The sequence below is a fragment of the Halorussus ruber genome (genome assembly GCF_004765785.1).
GTDB classification, from domain to species: domain Archaea; phylum Halobacteriota; class Halobacteria; order Halobacteriales; family Haladaptataceae; genus Halorussus; species Halorussus ruber.
The window spans coordinates 464,964-487,210 of sequence record NZ_SBIT01000001.1 but is presented as its reverse complement, the minus strand read 5'-3'; the positions used below and the strand labels follow the sequence as shown (position 1 = coordinate 487,210).

Sequence of the window (22,247 nt, the reverse complement as noted above, 5' to 3'; positions counted from 1 at the left end):
TGCGATAGTCGAGAGTTCCTGCTCGAAAACGATTTCCGCGCCGGTGCCGCCGACTGGCGGCACCGGCGCGGGACTGGCAGAGTCACTGGTTACAGCGGTAGCGAGGCGACATCCCACTCGTTTACGGGTGGGATGCGGCCGACAACGAGGAAACTGTCCCCGTTCATAGCCACGGTTGGGGGTGGATAATTGCGTAACATCTTTAGGTGGGAATTTGTGTATATTGACGGTACCTCGTGGGTTCGACCGGGAGCGTACCAACATACACAAACTCCAGTACCACTTCATCTGGTGTCCGAAGTACCGCAAATCGGTACTCGAAGGCGACGTACGTGACCGTCTCGAAGCACTCATCGAGGAGAAAGCCGCCGAACTCGGCTTAGAGAGACTGGAGTTGGCGATTCGCTCCGACCACGTACACCTGTTCATCACGGGCGACTCCACGCTCGCCCCAAACAAAATCGTGCAACAGGTCAAAGGCTACTCCTCGCGCCACCTCCGCGACGAGTTCGACGTCGGCTTGCCCTCGCTGTGGACGCGCTCGTACTTCGTCTCAAGCGCGGGCAACGTGTCCATCGAGGTCATCGAAGAGTACATCGACGCCCAAGCAGGTGAGTAGGCATGTAACGGACCGTCTCGACCACGGTGCGGGTCAAACTCCACTCGCTGACCAACAGGAAGGCCGACCTGCTTGCCCGTGAATATGAGGCGTTCCAGACCGAGGTTCACGGCGGAGACGCCGACCTCTACTCTGCGACCAAACAACAGGCGTCGAAAGTACAGCGACAAAAAGACCAAAATCCCGACACCGAGCAACCTGTCGTGCTTCGCAACGACGTGTTCGACGTAGCCTACGACGAGGATACTGTTCTCTCGTCGTGGTGGGTCAGAGTCCCCGTTTACGACCCCGAGCGCGGACGAGGCAACTCGACTTGGTGTCCGGCCCACATTCCCCGAAAAGACGACCAGCTCGTCCGCGAAGGTGATATTCGGGACAGCGAACTCGTGCGCCGAGACGGTGACTGGTACGTCGATCTTGTCGTCAAGCGGTCTGTGACCGTTCAAGACGAGTACGCCGACGTACTGGCTATCGACATGGGCGCACGGTGGGTCGCCACGACAGCGTTTCTCTCCGACCGCAAAACCACCTTCTACGGTGAGGAAGTGCGTCGCATACGCGAACACTACAAGCAACTCCGCAAGTCTATCGGGAAGGCAAAACCGCGGCAAGGTAAGCAGGTAGTCGAGCGCATCGGTGACGCGGAAGCGCGGAAGGTGGACGACCGCCTCCACAAGATTTCCCGCGCCATCGTGGCGGGGGTCGGACTGGCACGGCCCGAAACGCAGGTCCTCGTCCCACGCGACGACGAACCTGCGAACCTCTCTGTTTCCGTAGGCTCAACCCCCAGTGGGGAACCCCACGGCTTCAGCCCTGAGCGGATGTCAGTCGATGAGGTCCTCGAACTCGGGAAGGACCTCGTCGTCTTCGTCGCGGTCGCGCTCGCTCTCGGACTCGACCTCGACGTCTTCCTCGGCCTCGGTCTCGTCCTCCTCGTCTTCCTCCTCGATGACTTCGACTTCGAGGACGGTCAGCGGGATGTTTTCGAGACGCTGGCCGATCTCCTTCCGGGCGATGCGCGAGGCGTGTTCCTCGCGCTCGACGTTGAACACCGTCATCTCCAACTCCAGCGCGACGAGACTCTCGTCGGCGGCGATGAAGGCGGGGTCGAGTTCCTCCCCGCAATGGGGGCAGGACCGCTCGCCCATGTTGATTTCGACGTAGTTGAGGTCCGGGTTGAGCAACTCGCCGGTCTTCGAGATGGCGATCCGAACGGCCTCGTCCGGGGTCTCCACGTCGTAGACCGGGACTGCGGCTTCCACGACAACTCTGCAGTTCATAGCCACGTAGAAGTTGTAGCGCCAACAGTATCAAGTTTAGCCCTAAAACGAAAGCTTTCCACCTTCGGGGGCCGGAGGGTTCCGCGATGCACTCCGGTTCGATACCTGTCGCCGACCTCTCGGGAGGTTTCGACCTGCAGGCGACGCTCGAAAGCGGCCAGACCTTCCTCTGGCGGCGCGACGACGACCGCGCCTACGAGGAGGCCGACCCCTACGGCGGGTCGGCGTGGTACTACACCGTCGTCGGCGAGTCCGCCGGAAGCGGACGCGCCAGCGGAGACCCCGACGTGGTCCGCGTCCGCCAGCGCGACGGCCTGCTGGAGTGGGAGGCCACCACCGACGCCGACCCGCTTCTCACCGAGCGACTGCGCCTCGACGACGACCTCCCGGCCATCTTCGCCGAGCTGCCAGACGACGAACTCCTCGCGTCGGCGACCGACGCCTACCGCGGGCTTCGAATCGTGGACGACCCCTTCTTCCCCTGTCTGATTTCGTTCATCTGCTCGGCCCAGATGCGGGTCGGGCGAATCCACGGGATGCAGACCGCCCTCGCCCGGGAGTTCGGCGCGGAAGTCGAGTTCGACGGGGAACGCTATCACGCCTATCCGACCCCCGACCGCCTCGCCAGCGCGACCGAGGAGGAACTGCGTGCGTTAGGGTTGGGCTACCGCGCGCCCTACGTCCGGCGCTCGGCGGAGTTGGTCGCCTCGGGCGAGGCCACGGCCGACGACGTCCTCGGACTCGACTACGAGGCGGCCCGCGAGGCCGCCCAAGCGTTCGTCGGCGTCGGCGACAAGGTGGCCGACTGCGTCCTGCTGTTCTCGCTGGGCTATCTGGAGGCGGTCCCGCTCGACACGTGGATTCAGACCGCCATCGCGGACTACTACCCCGATTGCGACAGGGGGTCGTACGCCAAGACCTCGCGGGCGATTCGGGAGCGGTTCGGCGGCGAGTACGCTGGCTACGCCCAGACCTACGTGTTTCACTATCTCCGGAATCAGGGGTAGAGAGTTCTCTTCGACGCATCCCACCAGTTCGAGTACCCAACCAGTTTAAGCGAGAACGCCGAACAACCGACCCGAACCATGTCCGACAGTTCCACCGACGACCGAACCCGAGCGCACGTCTTCGTCTCCGGGAAAGTGCAGGGCGTCTACTACCGGGCGAACACCCGCGACACAGCCCGCGAGAAGGGAGTAGACGGGTGGGTCCAGAACCTCTCGGACGGCCGGGTCGAGGCCGTCTTCGAGGGACCGGAGCCCACGGTCGAGGAGATGGTCGAGTGGTGTCACACCGGCAGCCCCGCCGCCGACGTGGACGACGTGAACGTCGAGTACGGAACTCCCGAGGGCGAAGACGGCTTCCGGATTCGGCGGTAGCGCGGCGAGTGCGAAAGAAGCAATTTTTCGGAAAGAGCGACTTCGCGGACGCGACGACCTCAATACCAGTCGTCGCGGTGACTCTCGGCGCGGTGGCGTCCTTCGCTCTGGAACTGGTCCGAGCGGTCGCGTTCGGACCGTCGCTGGTCGTCGTGACGCTGGTCGCCGTGGCGCTGGTCTCCCATGTCACCACCCTGCTGGCGGCTGGCGTCTCCTCGCTGACGACCTTCGAATCGACCGGTCTGGGACCGCTGGCGCTGGTCGCGCTGTTGGGGCGTCCCGGACGGACCGGTTCGGACCTGCTCCGAGTGGGACTGGTCGGACTGGGAGCGCCCGAACTGAGACTGCCCGGACCGGGACTGCTCAGACCGAGACTGCCCGGACTGGGACTGCTCAGACCGAGACTGCCCGGACTGGGACTGCCTCGACTGAGACTGTCCGGACTGGCCGGTCATCCGGCGCGACTGTTCGAGTCGCTGGGAGTACGACCCCTGTCCGGTCGGTCGCTGGTGCGGTTGCTTCGGCGTCGTCCGCTGGCCGGACTGGTGGGTCTGCTGGCCGGACTGGTGTTGGCGGCCCTGTTGTCCGGACTGTTGCTGGCTGGTCTGGCGGCCGGACTGCTGTCGCGTTTGCCGCCCGGTCTGCTGTCGAGACTGGCCCGAGGTCTGGTGAGACTGCTGGGGCGACGGCCGTCGCTGTGGCGGTTCGGCGGCGTAGTCCTGCCGGGACTGCCCTCGACCGGACTGGGAGTGCTGCCCGCCTCGCTGGCCGGACTGCCCACCCTGCTGGCTCGACTGGCGCTCCTCCTGCGAGAACTGCTCGCCGCCGTGGGGTCGCTCGGCGTGGCCCGACTCGTGTCGAGGCTCACCGCCGAATCGGAGGCTGTGGCGGCTTCCCTCCGCGGACTGCGGGTCGCGGGACTGCTGGCCCTGGGAGGGTTGGCGGCTCTGCGACGACTGACGGCCCTGTCGCTGGCCCTGAGGAGACTGGCGGCTCTGCTGTTGTCCCCGTTGCGATTGCTGGCCTTGCGGTGACCGCTGGCTCTGTTGACGACCCTGCGAGGACTGCTGGCCGTGCTGTGACTGACGGCCCTGCTGTGACTGCCGACCCTGCTGTTGGCCCTGCGGCGACTGCCGGTGCTGGTATCGGCGCGTGGTCTGGCGCGACCGATACCGGCCTTGCGGCTGTGAACTCTGTTGTTGGCCCTGCGACTGTGAACCCTGCTGTCGCCCCCGCGACTGTGAACTCTGTTGCTGACCCTGCGAAGGCTGTCGGCCCTGCGAGGAGTGCTGACCCTGCGAAGGCTGTCGGCCCTGCGAGGACTGGCCGGTCTGGCGCTCCCGCGGGACGTGGTCGCCCTCGTGTCGGCCCTCGCCGCCGAAGCGGAAGCTCGCCTGCCGGGTCTGGTCGGACTGCGCGCCGGTCGGGACGACAGCCTCCCCGCCCGTCATTCGCTCTTTGACCTCTCGCTCGACTTGCTCCGGACTTCGGTCGTCTCGCTGGTCTCGACCGCCTCGGTGCCCCCGTCGCTGGTCACCGCGTCCGCGCTCCTCGTGGCTTCGCGCGTCGCGGTCACCCTGTCGATTTCGCGTGTCGCGGCCTCCCTGTCGGTAGTGGTCGTCGTTGGACATGAGTAATTTCCCCCGCCAAAGGTTGGGGCCGCGAGACTCTTATCCGTGCTGGCTAGGCGGATTCGATGAAGGCGATAGAGAAACGTATTTGATTTATTTAGACGTGTTTTTCAGTTCTTAAGACAATTTTACAATTCTATCCGTTACACGTGCAGTAATTTCGGGGAGCCGTGAGAAGGACGGTAGGGGCGGGAGCGAACCACTCCACGACGCTCGGAAACGCCGCCGCACCGCCGCCGTACCGCCACAGCACCGCGCCCCGTGCCTCCCCGCTGTGGCCGGGGGCGGCCGTGCCAGCACCGCAGATGCGGCCGCCCCCGGCTACGGCGCGTCCCGTGGATTGAGGTTCTCGGCGCATCCGGTGGATTGAGACAGTCGGCGCATCCGGTGGATTGAGACAGGCGGCGTATCCCGTGGATTGAGACAGTCGGCGCATCCCGAGGACCGCGGTTCTCAGCGCGTCCCGCGAGTTGTCCCACTCCGCGAAAGCCGGATCCGGAACGGCGCACACGACAGGACTTAACGCCGTCCCCGCCGAATCCCCGGGCATGATATCCTCGGAGCGAATGGCACAGGTGGACGCGAACGCGGCCGCCCTCGGCGTGCCACAGAAGCAGTTGATGGAGTCGTCCGGCAACGCTGTCGCCCGCGAGGTCCGGGCGGTCGCAACTCCCGGCGCGCGGGTGGCAGTCGTCGCCGGGCGCGGCAACAACGGCGGCGACGCCCTCGTCGCGGCGCGATTCTTGGACGAGTACGACGTGTCGGTCCACCTGCTCGGGCGGGCCGAGACCATCTCGACCGATATCGCCCGCGAGAACTGGGACGCGCTCCGGCAGGCCGACTACGCCACCGAGGAGGTCGGCGACTCCAGAGACCTCTCTCTCCCCGACTGCGACGTACTCGTGGACGCTATGCTCGGAACCGGCGTGACGGGGGCGCTCCGGGAACCCGAGGCCACCGCCGCCGAGCGAATCAACCGGCACGACGCGACCGTGATTGCGGTAGACGTCCCCTCCGGCGTCGATGCCAACACCGGAGACGCGGAGGGCACCGCCGTCCAAGCCGACCGCGTGGTCACCTTCCACGACCGGAAACCCGGCCTCGACGCCCTCGACGCCGAGGTCACCGTCGCCGACATCGGCATCCCCGAAGCGGCCCAGCGTTACGTCGGCCCGGGCGACATGCTCCCGGTACGGAAAGGACCAGAGGCAGACGACGCCCGCGCCTACGTCGTCGGCGGCGGCCCCTACACCGGCGCTCCCGCTCTCGCCGCGCAGGCCGCGCTCCGGGCGGGAGCGAACCTCTCGTTCGTCGCCGCGCCCGGCCCGGTCGCGCCCCAGATTCAGGGCTACGCCGAGGACCTCATCGTGCAGGCCTACGAGGGCGAGCGCCTCGAACCCGAGCAGGTCCCCGACCTCGTGGACACCGCCGAGAGCTACGACGACGTGGTGGTCCTCGGGCCGGGGCTGGGCAACGCCGACGAGACCCTCGAAGCCGCCGAGAAGTTCCTCGCCGAGTTCTCCGGCCGCGCGGTCGTGGACGCCGACGCCCTCCCCGTGGTTCCGGAGGTCGATACAAACGCGACGTTGGTCTGTACCCCCAACCGCAAGGAACTCGAAAAGATGGGCGGCCCGGAAATCGAGAGCGCCGACGCGCTCGCCGACCGCGCCGACGAAGTCGAGGCGTTCGCCGACGACCTCGGCCACGTCGTGCTGGCGAAAGCCAAAGACGACGTGATTTCCGACGGCGACCGGACTCGCATCTCGCGGGCCGGAACCCCCGGCATGACCGTCGGCGGCACGGGCGACACTCTCGCTGGCACGACGGCGGGCTTGCTCGCGGCCCACGACCCCTTCCAGTCGGCCTGCATGGCGGCCTACGCCAACGGTCGGGCGGCCGAACTTGTGGACGAGGAGGACGCGCGCCACGGCGGCCTGTTGGCCTCGGACCTGCTGGATGCGCTCCCCCGCGCTATCTGGGGTGATGACGATGAATGATGAAAGTGAACGAGATACCACAGACCTGACCCACACCGACGAGGAGGGCGAGGTCCAGATGGTGGACGTGGGCGACAAACCCGACACGGCCCGCCGGGCGGTCGCGGCGGGCGAAATCCGCCTCCAACCTTCGACCGTCGCCGCCATCGAGGCCAACGACGTGAGCAAGGGCGACGTGCTGGCGACCGCCCGGGTCGGCGCGATACAGGCCGTCAAACACGCGTGGGAGACCATCCCGATGTGCCACCAGATTCCCATCACGAACGTCGAGACCGACTTCGAACTCCACGACGACCACGTCGCGCTCGAAGTCGCGGTCGAGACCACCGGCAAGACCGGCTGCGAGATGGAGGCCCTCGAAGGCGTCACCACCGGACTGAACGTGGTCTGGGACATGGTGAAATCTGCGGAGAAGAACGACGACGGTCAGTACCCCGACACCGCGATTCGCAACGTTCGCGTGGTCGAGAAAGTCAAGACCGAACTGTAGCTACCGCCGATTTTCGTCCTCCTCTGCCTCCTCGTCGTCCCCCCGGTCGAACCCCACGTCTCTCTCCAGACTGACCAGAAAGTCGGGCGGCGTGTCCTCGCTCCGCCGTCGCCACCGGCGCACGTCGTACCAGTAGCCGATGCTCGCCAGCGCGAACAGTCCCACGACCAGCGCGGCCGCGACGACCGGACCGACGCGGTCGAACGGCGACACGTCGAGCCAGACCAGTCCGACGAGGACGGCCGACACCGCCGTCAGCGTCAGGTACACCCGGTACCACGACACCTCCGTCCGGGGGTCGTTGGCCAGAAACACCGCCACCTCCGGGTCCTCGACGTGTCCCGTCGCCACGTGTCGCCGGTCGTCGTAGGTGACGAGCCCGCGGTCGGCCAGATACGGGAGATGGCTCCGGCGGAGCGACGAGCGAACCGACTCGACGTGGTTTCTCGCGACCTCGTCGGGCGTCGTCTCGCGTTCCCACGCCGCCACCTGCTCGGCGAGGTCGTCGAGTCCGACCGGACCGGACGACTCGTGCAGGTAGTAGAGCGCGTAGCGCCGACGCTGGTCCAGCACGACGCCAGCGACGAACTGGTCCCGAGAGCGAACGGAAACGGGGCCGGTCGGCGTGCGGTTTCGTTCGGGGTCCATCGAGTGGGTCGTCGTCACGTTTTGAGGGCGGCGGGCTTTTTGTTATTGACTGCCCTCGGCGCGGTGTTCGAGACAACCCGAAAATCGCCCGAATCTGGCGGTGGAATGGGAGTCGATAACGGACATTTCGCGCCGAATAACGGAAGTTACGGCTGGCTAGCCGAGCTAAAACGTATCAGGCCGAGGGCGCGCTCGCCAACTCCCCGGCCTTGGCTCTGGACTGCTGGACGATGGCGGGCCGGGCCTCGAAGTCCACGACCACCTCGTCGTCGGCGTAGGTCACGTCGTTGACGCGAGCGTGGTCGTGGACCCACGACACCACGCTCATCGTGTCCTCGGTCATCGGGAGGACCAACTTCTCGCGCTCCCAGTCGGGCAGTTCGCGGTCGATGCGCTCGCGCAGACCGTCGAGGTTGAGCTGTTCCTCGCCCGAGACCGCGATGGGATTCGGCGCGAGCGCCGACAAGGCCTCGGTCTTCTCGGCGAGTTCGTCCTCGCTGACGGCGTCGATTTTGTTCAGGACCGTCACGATGGGGGCCTCGTTGCGCTCGTAGAGAGTGTCGTGGCTGGTGATGAGCTTCTCGCGTATCTCCTCTATCGGCTCGCTCACGTCCACGACCAGCAGGACGAGGTCTGCGTAGTACACCGCGTCGAGGGTGGACTTGAACGACTCGACCAGCCAGTGTGGCAGGTCGCTGATGAACCCGACCGTGTCCGTCAGAAGCACGTCCCGTCGCTCCATGTCCATCTTCCGGGTCGTGGTTCCGAGCGTCGTGAACAGGCGGTCCTGGGCTTCCGCCGTGGTGTCGAGGTCGGGGTGCAACTCCTCGTTCTCGCCGAGTTCGAGGTCTTCCGCGAGGCTCTGCATCAGCGTGGACTTCCCGGCGTTGGTGTAGCCAGCCATCGCCACGAGGTCGAAGCCGGACTCGCGTCGCCGGTCTCGGCGGTCGGCCTCGGTCCGGGCGATGGAGTCGAGTTCGTCCTTGATGCGGGAAATCTGGTCTTTGATGTCCTGCTCGCGGCTCTCGTCGTACTCGCCCAACCCCATGAACCCCGGCCGCTCGTCGCGCTTGGCGAGGCTGGTCTTGGCCTCGGCCCGCGGGAGTTCGTACCGGAGCTCGGCCAACTCGACCTGCAACTGAGCCTTCCGGGTCTGGGCGCGCTGGCCGAAGATTTCGAGGATGAGCCGGAACCGGTCGATGACCTTAGTGTCCTCGGGGAACTTCTGGCCGAGGTTGTACGTCTGGTACGGCCCCAGTTCGTTGTCGAAGATGACGACCTCGGCCCCAGTCTCGGCGACCGCGGCCCCGATTTCGGCGGCCTTCCCCTCGCCGACCTGTAGCCCGGGGTCCTCTTTCCTGGACTGGGTGAACTCCCCGGCTATCTCGTAGCCCGCCGCGCGGGCGAGGTCTCGTATCTCTTCGGTATCTGGCGTGCCTGAATCGACTCGCTTGACGATTATCGCTTTCATAGGAACAGTTTTCGAGCGGCGTAGGCGGCGTGGTGTGCGGCCTGAACGGTTTCGCGTTCGGCTATACTCTCGACGTACTTGAAACTCGGGCCGAGGAACTGCTCGACGCGAACCTCCGGCTCCTCGTAGAACTCGCCGTGTTCTGCGACGACAGGTCCCTCGGGCGGCGCGGGCAGTTCCGCGACCGCGTCGGCGATGACGGTGGCGGCGTTCTCGAACGTCGGCGGGTCGTCGCTGGTGGCGAACCCCAGCCCCTCGACGCTTCGGAGTCGCGCCGTGCCGACGCTGGCGTGGACCGCCGCGGCGACCATCAGATACTCGCCGGACTCCTCGTGGCGGCCGCTGATGTCCACGCCGACGACGCTGGCCTCGCTGGCGTTAGCCTCGCCGGGCCTTCACCTCGGTTGCCCGTGCCGCGGTACGCATATCTCCGGGTACGTCCCCAACCCTTTTCAATCATGCGTCGGGTGAAGCAGGCGGGGAGAATCGGAGAGGAGTCCGACTGATTGCTCGGTTGTCGATTTCGGACGGGAGTTGTGTTACCACAAAGGGTTTAAACTGTCAATGAGGCATTGACCACTATGCAACTCGGCATCGACCCCCAGCAACTCGGACTCGAGTTCGGGTCCGGGGCCGTCGTCGGCGGCGTCATCGGGTTCGCGGCGAAGAAAATCGCCAAACTCCTCGCCGTCATCGTCGGACTCGAACTCGCCCTCTTCAAGTTCCTCGAATCGCGGGGCATCCTGACGGTCGATTGGAATCGACTGACCGCGGGCGTCCTGCAGGTGGGCGAAACCGCCCAGAGCGGTGCCCCGCCGTCGTGGGTCACGACCATCCTCTCGACGCTCTCGGTGGGAGCCGGATTCACCGGCGGCTTCCTGCTCGGCTTCCGGAAGGGGTAATCCGCGAATCGGCTGTTCGGCTTCTCGACTCCCCCGCTTTTTCGACGGCGTATTTCGTTCCCGAATCGGTTTTCGAACCAGCGAGTCGTGTCCGAGCGCGTCGTTAGGGAATTATAGAGTTGTCTTACGCAATCAAAAGAAATTCTTAGATAATTAAATAGTTACTTTAGAGTAGCTTGCGCTTCTCGGCGGGATTCCGAGCGCGAGCGGTAAAACGGAGGTGGGAAACGTTTCTTGAAGCCCCCACGCGCTGGCGGTCGCTCAGCGACATATCTGACGGACGTAGTTGCGTCAGATAGAGGTCGCTGAGACGACCACGGGCCTGCGGCCCGCCAGCGCGCGGCCCCTTCATCCCGCCCGGAAGTTGGTCGGTCGAGCGCGTCCTTGTCAGTAGGTCAGCCGAGCGCGTCCTCGCCGGTTGGTCAGTCGAGCGCGCTCCGGTGGAAAGTCCCACCGGGTGCGCCCTGTTGAAAATCACACCGAGCGCCCGGAAAACGACCGCGCCACGCCCGGCGACCGCCGGGCGCGTCGCTGGCCTACCGCATGCTGATGTCGTCCTCGTCCTTGATGATGCGCGTCTCGGCTTCGCCGCTGGTGTGTTCGTTCACGAGGTCGTAGAACTCGTTTTGCATCCCGGCCGGGAAAGTCAGCACGCCGACCCAGCCGCCGTCGTTCTGCCACTCCTCGCGTTCGAGGTCGCCGAACTGGCGAATCTTGGCCTGCGCGCTCCCGGCGTAGTCGGCGGGCACCTGCACCGCGACTGTAACCTCGTCGAATCGGATTGGGATGACCGGCCGGAGCGCCTCCAGCGCGTCGTCCACCTGCGTCTCGACCGGTTCCATCGGGTCTACGCGGAAGTCGGTCTCCTCCAGCGCGGACTCGATGCGCTCGGGCGGATGGGGCGCGTTGTCCATCTGGGGGTTGACCGCGTTGCGCGTGATGCGGTTTATCAGTTGCTTGTGCTTCTGCTCCTGCATCTCGCGGCGCTGTTCGGCCGTGATCTGAATCTCCCCGTCCTTGATAACCTGCGGGATGATTTCGAGGGGGTCGGTCGTCTCGAAGACCTCCTCCAGCGCGCTCTCGGCCGGTCGGTCGCCGCGACTCGCGTTCTCGAACACGTCCTCGGCCGCGATGACGTCCTCTAAGTCGCCCTCGAACTCGCCGCGCTTGATTTCGAGCGCGGCGTCGGGGTCTACCAGCACCTCGAACCGCTCACCGTGAGATTCGAGGCGGGCAGTCACCGCCTCTTCGAGTGGTATCATAGGGTACGGTAGTGCCCCACGTCTAAAATAACCTTGCGTCCGTCGAGTCGCTCCTCACAGTATCTCCTCGCCACTCCGCCGCTCCACGAGGAGCAACACGGCGAGGCCGACGATGATGAGCGTGTAGGCGGCCGAGGCCAACAGCGCGGCGCGCTCGGACCCGTACTCGCCGGTCCGGAAGATGATGGCCTTCCGGACCATGGCGATGACCCCGGTGTAGATGACCAACCGGACGATGCGGCGGGTCTCGCTCTCCTGCGTGTAGGCCACGACGGTCTGGTAGACCTCCACGATGATGAACAGCAACAGCGCGGTGTCGATGAAGCTCACGACGACGAGGGGGTCGGTGATGTCTCCCCTGATGGCGCTTTGGAGAATCTGTAACCCGAGGTCGAAGACGCCGATGGCGAACAGCGCGACCAGCACCAGCGCCGCGACGACTTCGACGTACCGAATCAGCGACTCGCTGACCCCGAGGAGTCGCTCCGGGAACGGGTCGGACGCCGAAACCTGTTCCCCGGAAACCTCCCCTTCGGGGGACTCCTCGTCGGCGGCCATACACGTGGCAAGGACTACAGGACAAAGAATCTAGGTCTCTCGCGGCGGATTCGTCGGCGTCCGAACGCGACCGGTTCGAGGGATAGAATTATCACCCCGGCGAGATAACTCCGGACAACGGCAGGCGACCGATGACCCGCTAACTTCTCCCGACCGGCGTTCGTTCCGCTCGGCCAACGTTCGCTTCGCTCGACCGGCGTTCGCCCCGCTCGGCCAGCGTTCGGTCAGTCGCCAGTATCGCTTCTGAATCGAGTTACACCAGACAGCCATGAGTTTACGAAGAGTCAAGGAGAAAGCCCCGCCGTTCAGGGCGAGGATAAATCCGACACGACCCTTCACAAACCACCGTTCGATGGCACGGCAGGATATTCCCCGCTTCTCGGAACTCTTAAGTAATATTGCCTATATAGGCAAAATATTGCGAAGCAGGTCGTCACTCGCACCTACACGGCGTCCATCCGGAACCAGCCACAGGTGTCCGACGACCTGGATTCGCTCGGGTTCTCAGCCTCGAAACTCTGGAACGTCGGCCGGTGGACAATCAGTCGAGTCTGGGACGAAATCGGCTACATCCCAGACCACGACGAACTCACCGCGTACCTCAAGAGCCACGAACGCTACGATGACCTCCATTCTCAGTCAAGTCAGCGTGTTCTTCAGGAACTCGCTGAGGCGTTCACCGGCTGGTACGCCAACCGACGCAACGGAGACACGAACGCAAACCCGCCCGGCTACCGCAAACACGGCGACGAACATCCCCGAAGCACAGTCACGTTCAAGCAGATGAGTTTCAAACTCGATACCCAGTACAATCGCGTCCGACTCTCCAAAGGCTCGAACCTCAAAAACTACTGGTCGGACTTCATCCTCTGTGAATACCGAACTAGACCCGACGTTGACCTCTCCACCGTGGAGAACGTCCAACAGGTTCGAGCCGTCTGGACGGGCGATGAATGGGAACTGCACTTCGTCTGCAAAGTTGAAATCGAAGTGTCAGAATCACCCGGCGAGAAGACCGTGGGCATCGACCTTGGTATCAGCAACTTCGCCGCCCTTGCCTACGAAGACGGCCATGCCGAGTTGTATCCACTCAACTGTCTGAAGCAGGACGACTACTACTTCAGCAAGCGTCTCGCCCGGTGTGACGACTCGGACTCCGAACAGGCCACGCGGCTAAATCACAAAAAGTCGGCTCGCCGCACCCACTACTTCCACACGCTCTCCAAACACATCGTTGACCGATGCGTGGAGGAGGGAGTCGGGACGATTGTGGTGGGCGACCTCTCCGGTATCCGTGAGGACGAGGAGAACGGCGAGTCGAAAAACTGGGGAAAGCACGGCAACCTCAACCTGCATTCGTGGGCGTTCGACCGCTTCACCAACCTGCTGACGTACAAAGCAGAGATGGAAGGTATCGAGGTTGAGCAGGTGTCTGAGCGCGATACGTCGAAGTCGTGTTCGTACTGTGGTCAGAAATGTGATGCGAACCGAATTGAACGCGGATTGTACGTGTGTGATAGCTGCGGGACGGTGGCAAACGCAGACGTGAACGGTGCTGAGAACATTCGACAGAAAGTATCTCCGAGTCTCGCCTGTGATGGGGGAGATAGGAGTAACGGCTGGTTGGCACAGCCATCGACGTACCTGTTTGACAAGGAAACTGGTGCGGTTGCACCTCAAGAACACGTCACGTCGTAAACCACAATATCCCAACGCGGGAATCCTCGCCCGTCATGGCCGGGAGGATGTCAACAGCCAGAGACGACGTGAACCCCGAGTATCGCTTCGACTTGACCAGAATCTTCGCCTCGCCAGCCGAGTGGGAGGACGCCGCGGCGGCGCTCCGCGAAGCACTCGACGCGCTCGAATCCAGCGCCGACCGGTCGCTCGACACCGCGGCCGACCTCCGGGCGCTCCTCGAACGCGTCGAGGACTGCTACCGCCGGAAACAGCGCCTCGACCTCTACGCCACGCTCTACGGCAACGTCAACACCGAGTCCGAGGAGGCCGACGACCTCCAGCGCCAGTTCCGAACCCTCGAATCCGCGTTCGAGCCAGCGGTCGGGAGCGCGCTCCGCCGACTGCGGGAGACCGACGCCGACCGCCTCGACGCGTTCGTGGCGGAACTTGACGACGACTACCGCCGATACGCCGAACACCTCCGCGAGCGGGCCGAGCGCGTCCGGTCGCCCGACGCCGAGGAGGCCATCGCGGCCCACGGCGAGGCCCGGTCAGCGCCGACCCGGGTGATTCGTGAGGTGACGACCGAGGACTTCGACCCGGCGAGCGTCGAGCGGCCGGACGGAACGGAGGTTGCGCTCCGGTACGGCAACTACCGCGAGGAGGTCACTCACCCGAACCGCGACTATCGCCGTCGGGTGTACGAAACCTACCGCGAGGAGTTCGACCGTTTCGAGAACGTCCTCGCGCGGGCCTACGCCGAGAAGCTGGCCGCCGCGAGTACCGAGGTCGAGGTCCGGGGGTACGACTCGATTCGGGATCGGGACTTCCGCGAGACTTACCCCGAGTCGGGGCTGGAACCCAACCTGCCGGGCGCGGTCCACGACGCGATGCTGTCGGCGGTTCGGGATAACTTGGGGCCGTACCACCGCGCCCAATCGGTGCGCCGCGAGCGGTTGGGGGTCGCGGAGCTACGACCGTGGGACCTCAACGTCTCGATTGCCGACGCGCCGGACCCCGAGGTTCCCTACGACGAGGCGAAGGCCGACGTCCTCGGCGCGCTCGAACCCCTCGGCGAGGAGTACGTCTCTCGCGCGCGGTCGTTCTTCGAAGAGCGCCGCATCGACGCCTTCCCGACCCGGAACAAGCGCACCGACATCCCGGCCTACTGCCCGTCTTCGGCGGAAGACGGCGCGTTCGTGCTGGCGAACTACCGCGAGGACGCGCGCACCGCCTCGTACGTCTGCCACGAACTCGGTCACGCGCTCAACGCCGCCTACTACAGCGAGGGACCGACCCGATACGCGACCTGCCCGACCGCAATCTGCGAGATTCCGTCGATTCTCCACGAGATTCTGCTGGCCGAGTACTGGCTGGAGGAGGGCGGCGCGCTCGCCGCCCACGCGAAGAACCGCCTGCTGGAGTTTCTGGGCGGCAACCTCTACGGGTCGGCGATGGGGTCGGCGTTCGACCACCGCCTCGCCACCGCGGTCGAGGACGGCGAGAGCCTCTCCGCCGAGCGCATCCGCGAGGTCTACGCCGACCTCCTCGGGGAGTTCCGGCCGGACGTGGTCTACGAGGACCGCGCGGGCCGGAACTGGCTCGGCAGGGGCCTGCGACCGCCCTACAGCAGTTTCCAGTACGTCCTCGGCGCGACGGGCGCGCTGGTGGTCCGCGACCGACTCCGCGAGGGGAGCCTCACCCCGGCGGAATACCGGGATTTCCTCCGAAACACGGGCCAGCGGGACCTGCTGGACCAGTTCGACGCGCTCGGCGTCGACGTGACGAGCGCCGACCCCTACGAGCGTGCGGCGGAAGCGTTCGCGGGGTATCTGGAGGAGTTTTGACCGAGAAGCGAGATTCGTTTTGTTCGAGGTGCCGACTCAAGGATTGTCGGCGCGCGCTGGCAGACCACGGGTGTCTGCCATCCTCGCGCGAGGGATGAGTAGCGTGGTTCGAGCGAGTGAAACTCTCTCGTCATCCCGAAAATCGGAGATTTTCGGAGACAGCAAAGCGAGCAACGCAATCGGTTGGGGAGGGCGTGGCCCGCGGTTCCGGTGCGCGGTCGCCCTCGGTTGTGACAGAAGGCCACTAAAGTCGGATATGGAAAGAAATATTGTCATTAGAAACACGAAAATATTTCTAAAACACCGCTAGATACGTTTTATCTCACTCCTCTTCCGGCGCGAACTCGACCAGCGTCAGGTCTCGGTCCAGCATGCAGTAGTCGTGTGGCGGGTCGCCCAGAATCTCCGCAATCTGGTAGTCCTCGTCGAAGTCCGCACCCGCGGGTTCGCAGAACTCGTGGCTCGGGCACTCGGTGTGGGGGCACGGTCCCGCCAGACTGGCCTTACTCCCGGCGTAGGCGTTCTTCGCCGGGACGTTGGCCTTCACGCCGACCGGCTCGACCTCGACCGCCGTGACCCCGGCGTCGTGGACGCCGCAGTCGAGGGTCTGGGCACCCTCCCGCACGTCGCTGACGCGGTAGCGGACGCCTTCTGAGAGGTTCAGGCACTGGTCGCGGTAGGGACAGCCTTCGCAGGCGGCGGCCTCGCCCCGATAGACGAACTCCTGTCCGGCTTCGGCGAGGCGGGTTCCGATGAGGGTTATGGATGACATGACGGGGCGTATGCGGGCCTCCGGGTTAAGGCTCTCGTCACGACAGAGTGAGAGGACGGATTGGAAAACGCTTGTTTGGATACTGGTACTCCCGGAATATCGAATCCTGACCGCAGAATCATAGTCGTGAACGTTTCTTGAAGCCCCCGCCCACATCGACTGTGTCATCGGGCTTTCGCTGGCGGTTGGTCGGCCGAGCGCATCCTCGTGGTTTGGTCCACCGAGCGCGCCCCGACTGGAAACTGTCACTCGCCGTCGCCGCCTGTCAACTCGTCCAACTCGTCCAGATAGTCGTCGCGCGGGACCTGATACGCGCCGCGGTAGTCGAGGTCGCCGCGAGCGAACTCGTCGGCGAGTTCGCGGGCACCCTCCAGCGCCTCCTCGCGGGTGTCGAAGGTTCGCGCCGGGACCATCTCGACCTCGGGTTCGAGGAAGAACTCCACGCGCCAGACCTCGGTCGGGTTGAGTTCCGACTCGGCGGCGGGGCGGTTCGGCGCACCCGCGGCGACGTAGAGCGTGGGGAGGCACGCTGGCGGGAACTGCTCGGTGTCGAACACGTCCGGGCGGTAGGCCAGCACCTGTCGCCCGCCGGGTTCGTCGTTCCAGACGGTCCAGCCCTCGGGCAAGTCGCGTTCGGTCACGCCCGGCGATTGGGGCCTGTCGGGTAAGGACCTGCCGGTCGCGGGCGAGGAGAGCGTCCGAACGCCGCCAGCGTCGGCCCCTATTTAAACGTGATATATGGTACCGTTCGACACCGAGAAGCGCGCGCGACCGACACCCATCACCGGGTATAGTCGTGACCGACCCGGGGCGTTAATTCAGTCATACACTCCCATGGTATGCGCCAACAATTATATATCGCTTCATCCCATCCATTAAATAGTATCGGTGGTAGCGACCCACGCGGTACAGACTAACATACCGACGCCCATTCACGACCGCCCGAACTCGTCGCCCTCCGCCGTCTTGTCGCCGTGAATGGGGAGTGGGGATGGCACGCACATGTCCGGCCAGCAAGACGGCGTCTCGCACGCGAGCGAGACCGAACGAAGTTCCGGGGTGGGAAAGCGGCGGCGGGAGCGCCGCGAATGGGATGAGTTGTCACTTGCCATAGAGGCCGATAAACATTTGTGCGTGTCTACCTACCACATATCTCGACCGCGAAATGCCGAACCACCGGTCAGCCGTTCGCCTCTCTCGCCTCTCCCAACAAGCGTGATACGATGACAGAAACACTCGAAGAACTCAGCCAGCGCTACCAGGAATCGATGCCCGAAGACCTCCGTGAGACCAAGTCCTTCGACAGGTACTTGGAGGAGGTGTACGACGACCCGAAAATCGCCAGAAACGCCCACCAGCGAGTGGCCGACATGTTCGACTACTACGGCACCGAGTACGACGAGGAGGCCGGGGTAGTCGAGTACCTCCTCGCCTCGGAGGACCCGCTCCACGACGGGGAGAACACCTTCTACGGCCACGAAATCCACCGCGCCATCCACGAGTTCGTCAACAAGGTCAAGTCCGGCGCGCGAGGTCTCGGCCCGGAGAAGCGTATCAAGTTGCTCCTCGGCCCGGTCGGGTCCGGGAAGTCCGACTTCGACCGACAGGTCCGGACCTACTTCGAGGACTACACCCTCAGCGACGAGGGCCGGATGTACACCTACAAGTGGACCAACCTCTGCGACGTGATTCACGACCAGGACCCCGCCGACGACACGGTCCGGTCGCCGATGAATCAGGACCCGCTGGTCCTCCTGCCGCTCGAACAGCGCCAGCGCGTCATCGACGACCTGAACGAGAACCTCGACGCGCCCTACACCATCCAGAACGAGCAGAGCCTCGACCCCGCGTCGGCGTTCTACATGGACGAACTGCTGGCGTACTACGACGACGACATCCAGCAGGTGCTGGAGAACCACGTCGAGGTCATCCGCCTGACCGCCGACGAGAACAAGCGCCAAGCGGTCGAGACCTTCGAGCCGAAGGACAAGAAGAATCAGGACGAGACCGAGTTGACCGGCGACGTCAACTACTCGAAAATCGCCATCTACGGCGAGTCCGACCCCCGCGCGTTCGACTACTCCGGGGCGTTCTGTAACGCCAACCGGGGCATCTTCTCCGGGGAGGAGCTACTGAAGCTCCAGCGGGAGTTCCTGTACGACTTCCTCCACGCCACGCAGGAACAGACCATCAAGCCGAAGAACAACCCCCGAATCGACATCGACCAGGTCATCGTCGGCCGGACGAACATGCCCGAGTACCGGGACAAGAAGGGCGACGAGAAGATGGAGGCGTTCAACGACCGGACCAAGCGCATCGACTTCCCCTACGTCCTCGAGTACGAGGAGGAAGCCGAAATCTACCGGAAGATGCTGTTCAACGCCGACGTGCCCGACGTTCACATCGAACCTCACACCCTCGAAATGGCAGGACTGTTCGGCGTCCTGACTCGCATCGAGGAACCCGACAGCGAGATGGTGGACCTGATGCAGAAGGTCAAGGCCTACAACGGGGAAATCAAGGACGGCGAGGACGTGGACGTCAAAAAGCTCCGCGAGGAGGGCGAGGAGTCCGCCGACATCGGCGAGGGCATGGAAGGGGTTTCGGCCCGGTTCATCGGCGACGAGATTGCGGAGGCGATCATGAACTCGACTCACCGCGACCGCGGGTTCCTCAGTCCCCTCTCGGTGTTCAACCACTTCGAGGAGAACCTCGAAAACCACGGTTCCATTCCGGAGGAGAACTTCGAGACCTACTACCGCTACCTCGAGATGGTCCGCGAGGAGTACAAGGACCGCGCCATCGAGGACGTCCGCCACGCGCTGGCCTACGACATCGAGGAAATCCAGCGCCAGGGCGAGAAGTACATGGACCACGTGATGGCCTACATCGACGACGATACGGTCGAGGACGAACTCACGGGCCGCGAGCAGGAACCCGACGAGAGCTTCCTCCGGGCGGTCGAGGAGAAACTCGACATCCCGCGCGACCGCAAAGACGACTTCCGCCAGGAAGTGAGCAATTGGGTCTCCCGGCGCGCCCGCGAGGGGTCGCCCTTCGACCCGCAGGACAACGACCGCCTGCGCCGCGCGCTGGAACGCAAGCTCTGGGAGGACAAGAAGCACAACATCAACTTCTCGGCGCTGGTGTCGAGTAACGAGATGGACGACGACGAGCAGAACGCCTGGATAGACGCGCTCATCGACCAGGGCTACTCCCGCGACGGCGCGAAGGAGGTGCTGGAGTTCGCCGGTGCGGAAGTCGCCCGCGCGGAGATGGAGGACTAACCGTGGCGACCGGCCACGACGACCGGACCGGCCGCGACGACACTGGCCGCGAGGAGTCTCCCGACCGCCGAGAGGGACTGGACCCCGACGAGGCACCCGACGGCCAGCAGTTCATCGAGGCGGCCGACCGCGAACTCCGCGAGACCTACGAGGAGCCAAAGCGCCTCGACGAGTTCGTCGAGGAGGCGTTCCGAAATCCGACAGTCGCGGCCCACGCCAGCAAGTACCTGCTGGAAGCCATCGAATCCATGGGTACCCGGACCGTCATCGAGGAGGGCGAGGAGAAACAGCGATACAAGTTCTTCGACGACCCCGCCAACGACGGCGAACACGCAATCTTGGGCAACACGGAGGTGCTGAACGCCTTCGTGGACGACCTGCGGTCCATCGCCGCGGAGCGGGGCAAGGCCGAGAAAATCATCTGGTTCGACGGCCCGACCGCGACCGGCAAATCGGAGTTGAAGCGGTGTCTCGTCAACGGACTCCGGGAGTTCTCGAAGACCGAGGCGGGACGCCGATACACCATCGAGTGGAACATCGCCAGCGCGACCGAAGCGAAGGGCCTGAGCTACGGCGAGGAGCGCGCCGCCGCCGACGAGGAGAACTGGTTCCAGAGTCCGGTCCAGACCAATCCCCTGACGGTGTTCCCCGAGGAGGTGCGCGAGCGCATCCTCCGGCAGGTCAACGAGGGCGTCGCCGACCACATCGACGTGAAAATCGATAGCGACCTCGACCCCTTCAGTCGAGAGGCCTACGACTACCTCGAAGAGCAGTACCGCCGGACGGGCGAGGACGACCTCTTCTCGGCCATCACCGACGAGAACCACCTCCGAGTCAAAAACTACGTCGTGGACATCGGCCACGGCATCGGGGTGTTACACTCCGAGGACTCCGGCCCGCCCAAAGAGCGGTTGGTCGGGTCGTGGATGCGCGGGATGTTGCAGGAGTTGGACTCGCGGGGGCGCAAGAACCCCCAAGCGTTCAGCTACGACGGGGTCCTCTCGCAGGGCAACGGCCTGCTGACCATCGTTGAGGACGCCGCCCAGCACGCCGACCTCCTCCAGAAGTTGCTCAACGTCCCCGACGAGAAGACGGTCAAGTTGGACAAGGGCATCCAGATGGACATCGACACCCAGTTGCTCATCATCTCCAACCCCGACTTGGAGGCCCAACTCAACCAGCACGCCGAGGCCGGGGGCGCAGACCCCCTGAAGGCCCTGAAGCGCCGCCTCGACCGGCGGCGGTTCAAGTACCTGACCAACCTGAGCCTCGAAGCGGAACTCATCCGCCGGGAACTGACCAACGAGACCGACGTCTGGCAGGCCGAGAGCTACGACGAACTCGAAAACCTGATTCGGGAACCCCTCTCGGTCAGCGTCCGGCGGGACGAGGACGCCGCCGGCGTCAGCGAGCGCGAGTTGGCTCCTCACGCCATCGAGGCCGCGGCGCTCTACAGCGTCGTGACCCGCCTCGACGGCGAGGACGTGCCCGCCGGACTCGACCTGGTGGACAAGGCCAAGTTGTTCGACCGGGGCTACCTGCTGGACGGCGACGACCGCCTCGACAAGGACGACTTCGAGTTCGGCGACGACCCCGACGACGGCGAGCAGGGCATCCCCGTGACCTACACGCGGGACGTGATCGCCGACCTCCTCAACGACGAGAGCGAGCGCCACCACGTCGAGTACGCGGTCGAGGAGGTCATCATGCCCCGAGACATCCTGAACGCGATGGCCGAGGACCTGACCGGCGCGCCCGTGTTCTCGACCGCCGAGCGCACCGAGTACGAGAACCGCCTCGTGCCCGTCAAGAACCACGTCTTCCAGCAACAGGAGGAGGACGTGCTGGACGCGATGATGCGCGACAAGCGGGTGGACGAGGACACCGTCGAGGAGTACATCGAACACGTCTACGCGTGGGCCACCGACGAGCAGGTCGAGAACGACCGGGGCGAGCGCGTCGAACCCGACGCCTTGAAGATGAAGGTGTTCGAGACCGACCACCTCGGGCGGTTCTCGCCCGAGAGCTACGGCCCGAACCACGGCCCCTCGCCGGCGGTCGAGGAGTTCCGGCGCAACAAGGTCATCACGGCCTTGAACCGCCACGCGTGGGAGAACCGCGACGAGGATTTCTCCGTGACGGACATCGACCCCAAGGAGATTCCCATCATCAAGACGGTGCTGGCCAACTACGACTGGGACGACGTGCGTCGGGTCTACGAGGACTTCGACCCGAACCATTGGTCCGACCCGCCGAGCAATACGGAGACGGCTAAAGTAAAGGAAGAGACGGTTCAGAACATGGTAGAGATGTTCGGCTACAGCGAGGCGTCGGCCGAGTTGACCAGCCAGCACGTCATGGGGCAGGTGAGTTACAAATGGGACTGAACAGCGTGTCCCGGCTGGCGGGACCAAGCAAGGTGAT

Annotated in this window: 20 protein-coding genes and 1 pseudogene; 13 read left to right on the top strand and 8 right to left on the bottom strand. The window is 64.6% G+C overall.

All coding sequences use genetic code 11. The features are described from left to right. Positions 1–223 precede the first annotated feature (223 nt). Positions 224–619, top strand: coding sequence for an IS200/IS605 family transposase (gene tnpA / locus EPL01_RS06965; protein WP_135824521.1), 396 nt, complete (start codon positions 224–226; stop codon positions 617–619). 26 nt (positions 620–645) lie between these two features. Then, a pseudogene (locus EPL01_RS22720) lies at positions 646–1,314 on the top strand (RNA-guided endonuclease TnpB family protein); the annotation flags it as partial. 129 nt (positions 1,315–1,443) lie between these two features. Here the strand turns inward: EPL01_RS22720 and EPL01_RS06955 are convergent. Next, positions 1,444–1,899: a DUF555 domain-containing protein gene (locus EPL01_RS06955; RefSeq protein WP_135824520.1), complete on the bottom strand. Its 456-nt coding sequence runs from the start codon at positions 1,897–1,899 to the stop codon at positions 1,444–1,446. A gap of 86 nt (positions 1,900–1,985) precedes the next feature. On the opposite strand from EPL01_RS06955, the gene EPL01_RS06950 reads away from it, so the two are divergent. The 6 genes from EPL01_RS06950 to moaC all read left to right on the top strand — a co-directional run bounded on the left by EPL01_RS06950 (position 1,986) and on the right by moaC (position 7,396). Beyond that, the gene (locus tag EPL01_RS06950; protein ID WP_135824519.1) at positions 1,986–2,906 is read left to right on the top strand and encodes a DNA-3-methyladenine glycosylase family protein; all 921 of its coding nucleotides are present in this window, start codon (positions 1,986–1,988) and stop codon (positions 2,904–2,906) included. Between the two features lie 78 nt (positions 2,907–2,984). Beyond that, a complete protein-coding gene (locus EPL01_RS06945) occupies positions 2,985–3,278 on the top strand; it encodes an acylphosphatase (RefSeq protein WP_135824518.1) in 294 nt (97 codons plus the stop codon). An 8-nt stretch (positions 3,279–3,286) separates the two neighbouring features. Beyond that, positions 3,287–4,312, top strand: a complete 1,026-nt coding sequence (locus EPL01_RS06940; protein ID WP_135824517.1) for a hypothetical protein — start codon at positions 3,287–3,289, stop codon at positions 4,310–4,312. A gap of 216 nt (positions 4,313–4,528) precedes the next feature. Beyond that, positions 4,529–4,915, top strand: a complete 387-nt coding sequence (locus tag EPL01_RS06935; RefSeq protein ID WP_135824516.1) for a hypothetical protein — start codon at positions 4,529–4,531, stop codon at positions 4,913–4,915. Positions 4,916–5,457: 542 nt separating this feature from the next. Next, a complete protein-coding gene (locus EPL01_RS06930) occupies positions 5,458–6,906 on the top strand; it encodes an NAD(P)H-hydrate epimerase (protein WP_135824515.1) in 1,449 nt (482 codons plus the stop codon). Next, positions 6,893–7,396: a cyclic pyranopterin monophosphate synthase MoaC gene (moaC, locus tag EPL01_RS06925; protein ID WP_135824514.1), complete on the top strand. Its 504-nt coding sequence runs from the start codon at positions 6,893–6,895 to the stop codon at positions 7,394–7,396. Before EPL01_RS06930 ends, moaC begins: the two co-directional genes overlap by 14 nt. On the opposite strand, the gene EPL01_RS06920 is transcribed toward moaC, so the two are convergent. The 3 genes from EPL01_RS06920 to EPL01_RS06910 form a co-directional block, all read right to left on the bottom strand. Continuing rightward, entirely contained in the window at positions 7,397–8,044 is a 648-nt protein-coding gene (locus EPL01_RS06920; protein WP_135824513.1) for a DUF7344 domain-containing protein, read from the bottom strand. A 175-nt stretch (positions 8,045–8,219) separates the two neighbouring features. Then, complete coding sequence (gene hflX / locus EPL01_RS06915) at positions 8,220–9,515, bottom strand: GTPase HflX (protein ID WP_135824512.1); 1,296 nt, start codon at positions 9,513–9,515, stop codon at positions 8,220–8,222. Next, positions 9,512–9,868, bottom strand: coding sequence for a DUF2209 family protein (locus tag EPL01_RS06910; RefSeq protein WP_135824511.1), 357 nt, complete (start codon positions 9,866–9,868; stop codon positions 9,512–9,514). Before EPL01_RS06910 ends, hflX begins: the two co-directional genes overlap by 4 nt. A gap of 228 nt (positions 9,869–10,096) precedes the next feature. Here EPL01_RS06910 and EPL01_RS06905 point away from each other — a divergent pair, with 228 nt between their 5' ends. After that, positions 10,097–10,417, top strand: coding sequence for an FUN14 domain-containing protein (locus EPL01_RS06905; protein WP_135824510.1), 321 nt, complete (start codon positions 10,097–10,099; stop codon positions 10,415–10,417). Positions 10,418–10,953: 536 nt separating this feature from the next. Here the strand turns inward: EPL01_RS06905 and EPL01_RS06900 are convergent. Then, on the bottom strand, positions 10,954–11,679 hold the full coding sequence (locus EPL01_RS06900) for a ribosome assembly factor SBDS (RefSeq protein ID WP_135824509.1): 726 nt from the start codon (positions 11,677–11,679) through the stop codon (positions 10,954–10,956). 54 nt (positions 11,680–11,733) lie between these two features. Then, on the bottom strand, positions 11,734–12,237 hold the full coding sequence (locus EPL01_RS06895; protein ID WP_135824508.1) for a phosphate-starvation-inducible PsiE family protein: 504 nt from the start codon (positions 12,235–12,237) through the stop codon (positions 11,734–11,736). Positions 12,238–12,654: 417 nt separating this feature from the next. Between EPL01_RS06895 and EPL01_RS06885 the strand changes: the two genes are divergently transcribed. Both EPL01_RS06885 and EPL01_RS06880 read left to right on the top strand, forming a co-directional pair. Continuing rightward, positions 12,655–13,935: an RNA-guided endonuclease InsQ/TnpB family protein gene (locus EPL01_RS06885; RefSeq protein WP_135824507.1), complete on the top strand. Its 1,281-nt coding sequence runs from the start codon at positions 12,655–12,657 to the stop codon at positions 13,933–13,935. Positions 13,936–13,982: 47 nt separating this feature from the next. Then, on the top strand, positions 13,983–15,764 hold the full coding sequence (locus EPL01_RS06880; protein ID WP_135824506.1) for a M3 family oligoendopeptidase: 1,782 nt from the start codon (positions 13,983–13,985) through the stop codon (positions 15,762–15,764). 322 nt (positions 15,765–16,086) lie between these two features. Here the strand turns inward: EPL01_RS06880 and EPL01_RS06875 are convergent, their stop codons facing one another. Together EPL01_RS06875 and EPL01_RS06870 are read right to left on the bottom strand one after the other, a co-directional pair. Then, complete coding sequence (locus EPL01_RS06875) at positions 16,087–16,536, bottom strand: UPF0179 family protein (RefSeq protein WP_135824505.1); 450 nt, start codon at positions 16,534–16,536, stop codon at positions 16,087–16,089. 245 nt (positions 16,537–16,781) lie between these two features. Next, entirely contained in the window at positions 16,782–17,177 is a 396-nt protein-coding gene (locus tag EPL01_RS06870) for a DUF5820 family protein (protein WP_135824504.1), read from the bottom strand. A 582-nt stretch (positions 17,178–17,759) separates the two neighbouring features. Here EPL01_RS06870 and EPL01_RS06865 point away from each other — a divergent pair. Together EPL01_RS06865 and EPL01_RS06860 are read left to right on the top strand one after the other, a co-directional pair. Next, positions 17,760–19,823 carry a PrkA family serine protein kinase gene (locus EPL01_RS06865; protein WP_135824503.1) on the top strand — a complete coding sequence of 688 codons (2,064 nt, stop codon included), beginning with the start codon at positions 17,760–17,762 and terminating at the stop codon, positions 19,821–19,823. Between the two features lie 77 nt (positions 19,824–19,900). Continuing rightward, on the top strand, positions 19,901–22,210 hold the full coding sequence (locus EPL01_RS06860; protein WP_135824567.1) for a PrkA family serine protein kinase: 2,310 nt from the start codon (positions 19,901–19,903) through the stop codon (positions 22,208–22,210). The last annotated feature ends 37 nt before the right edge of the window (positions 22,211–22,247 follow it).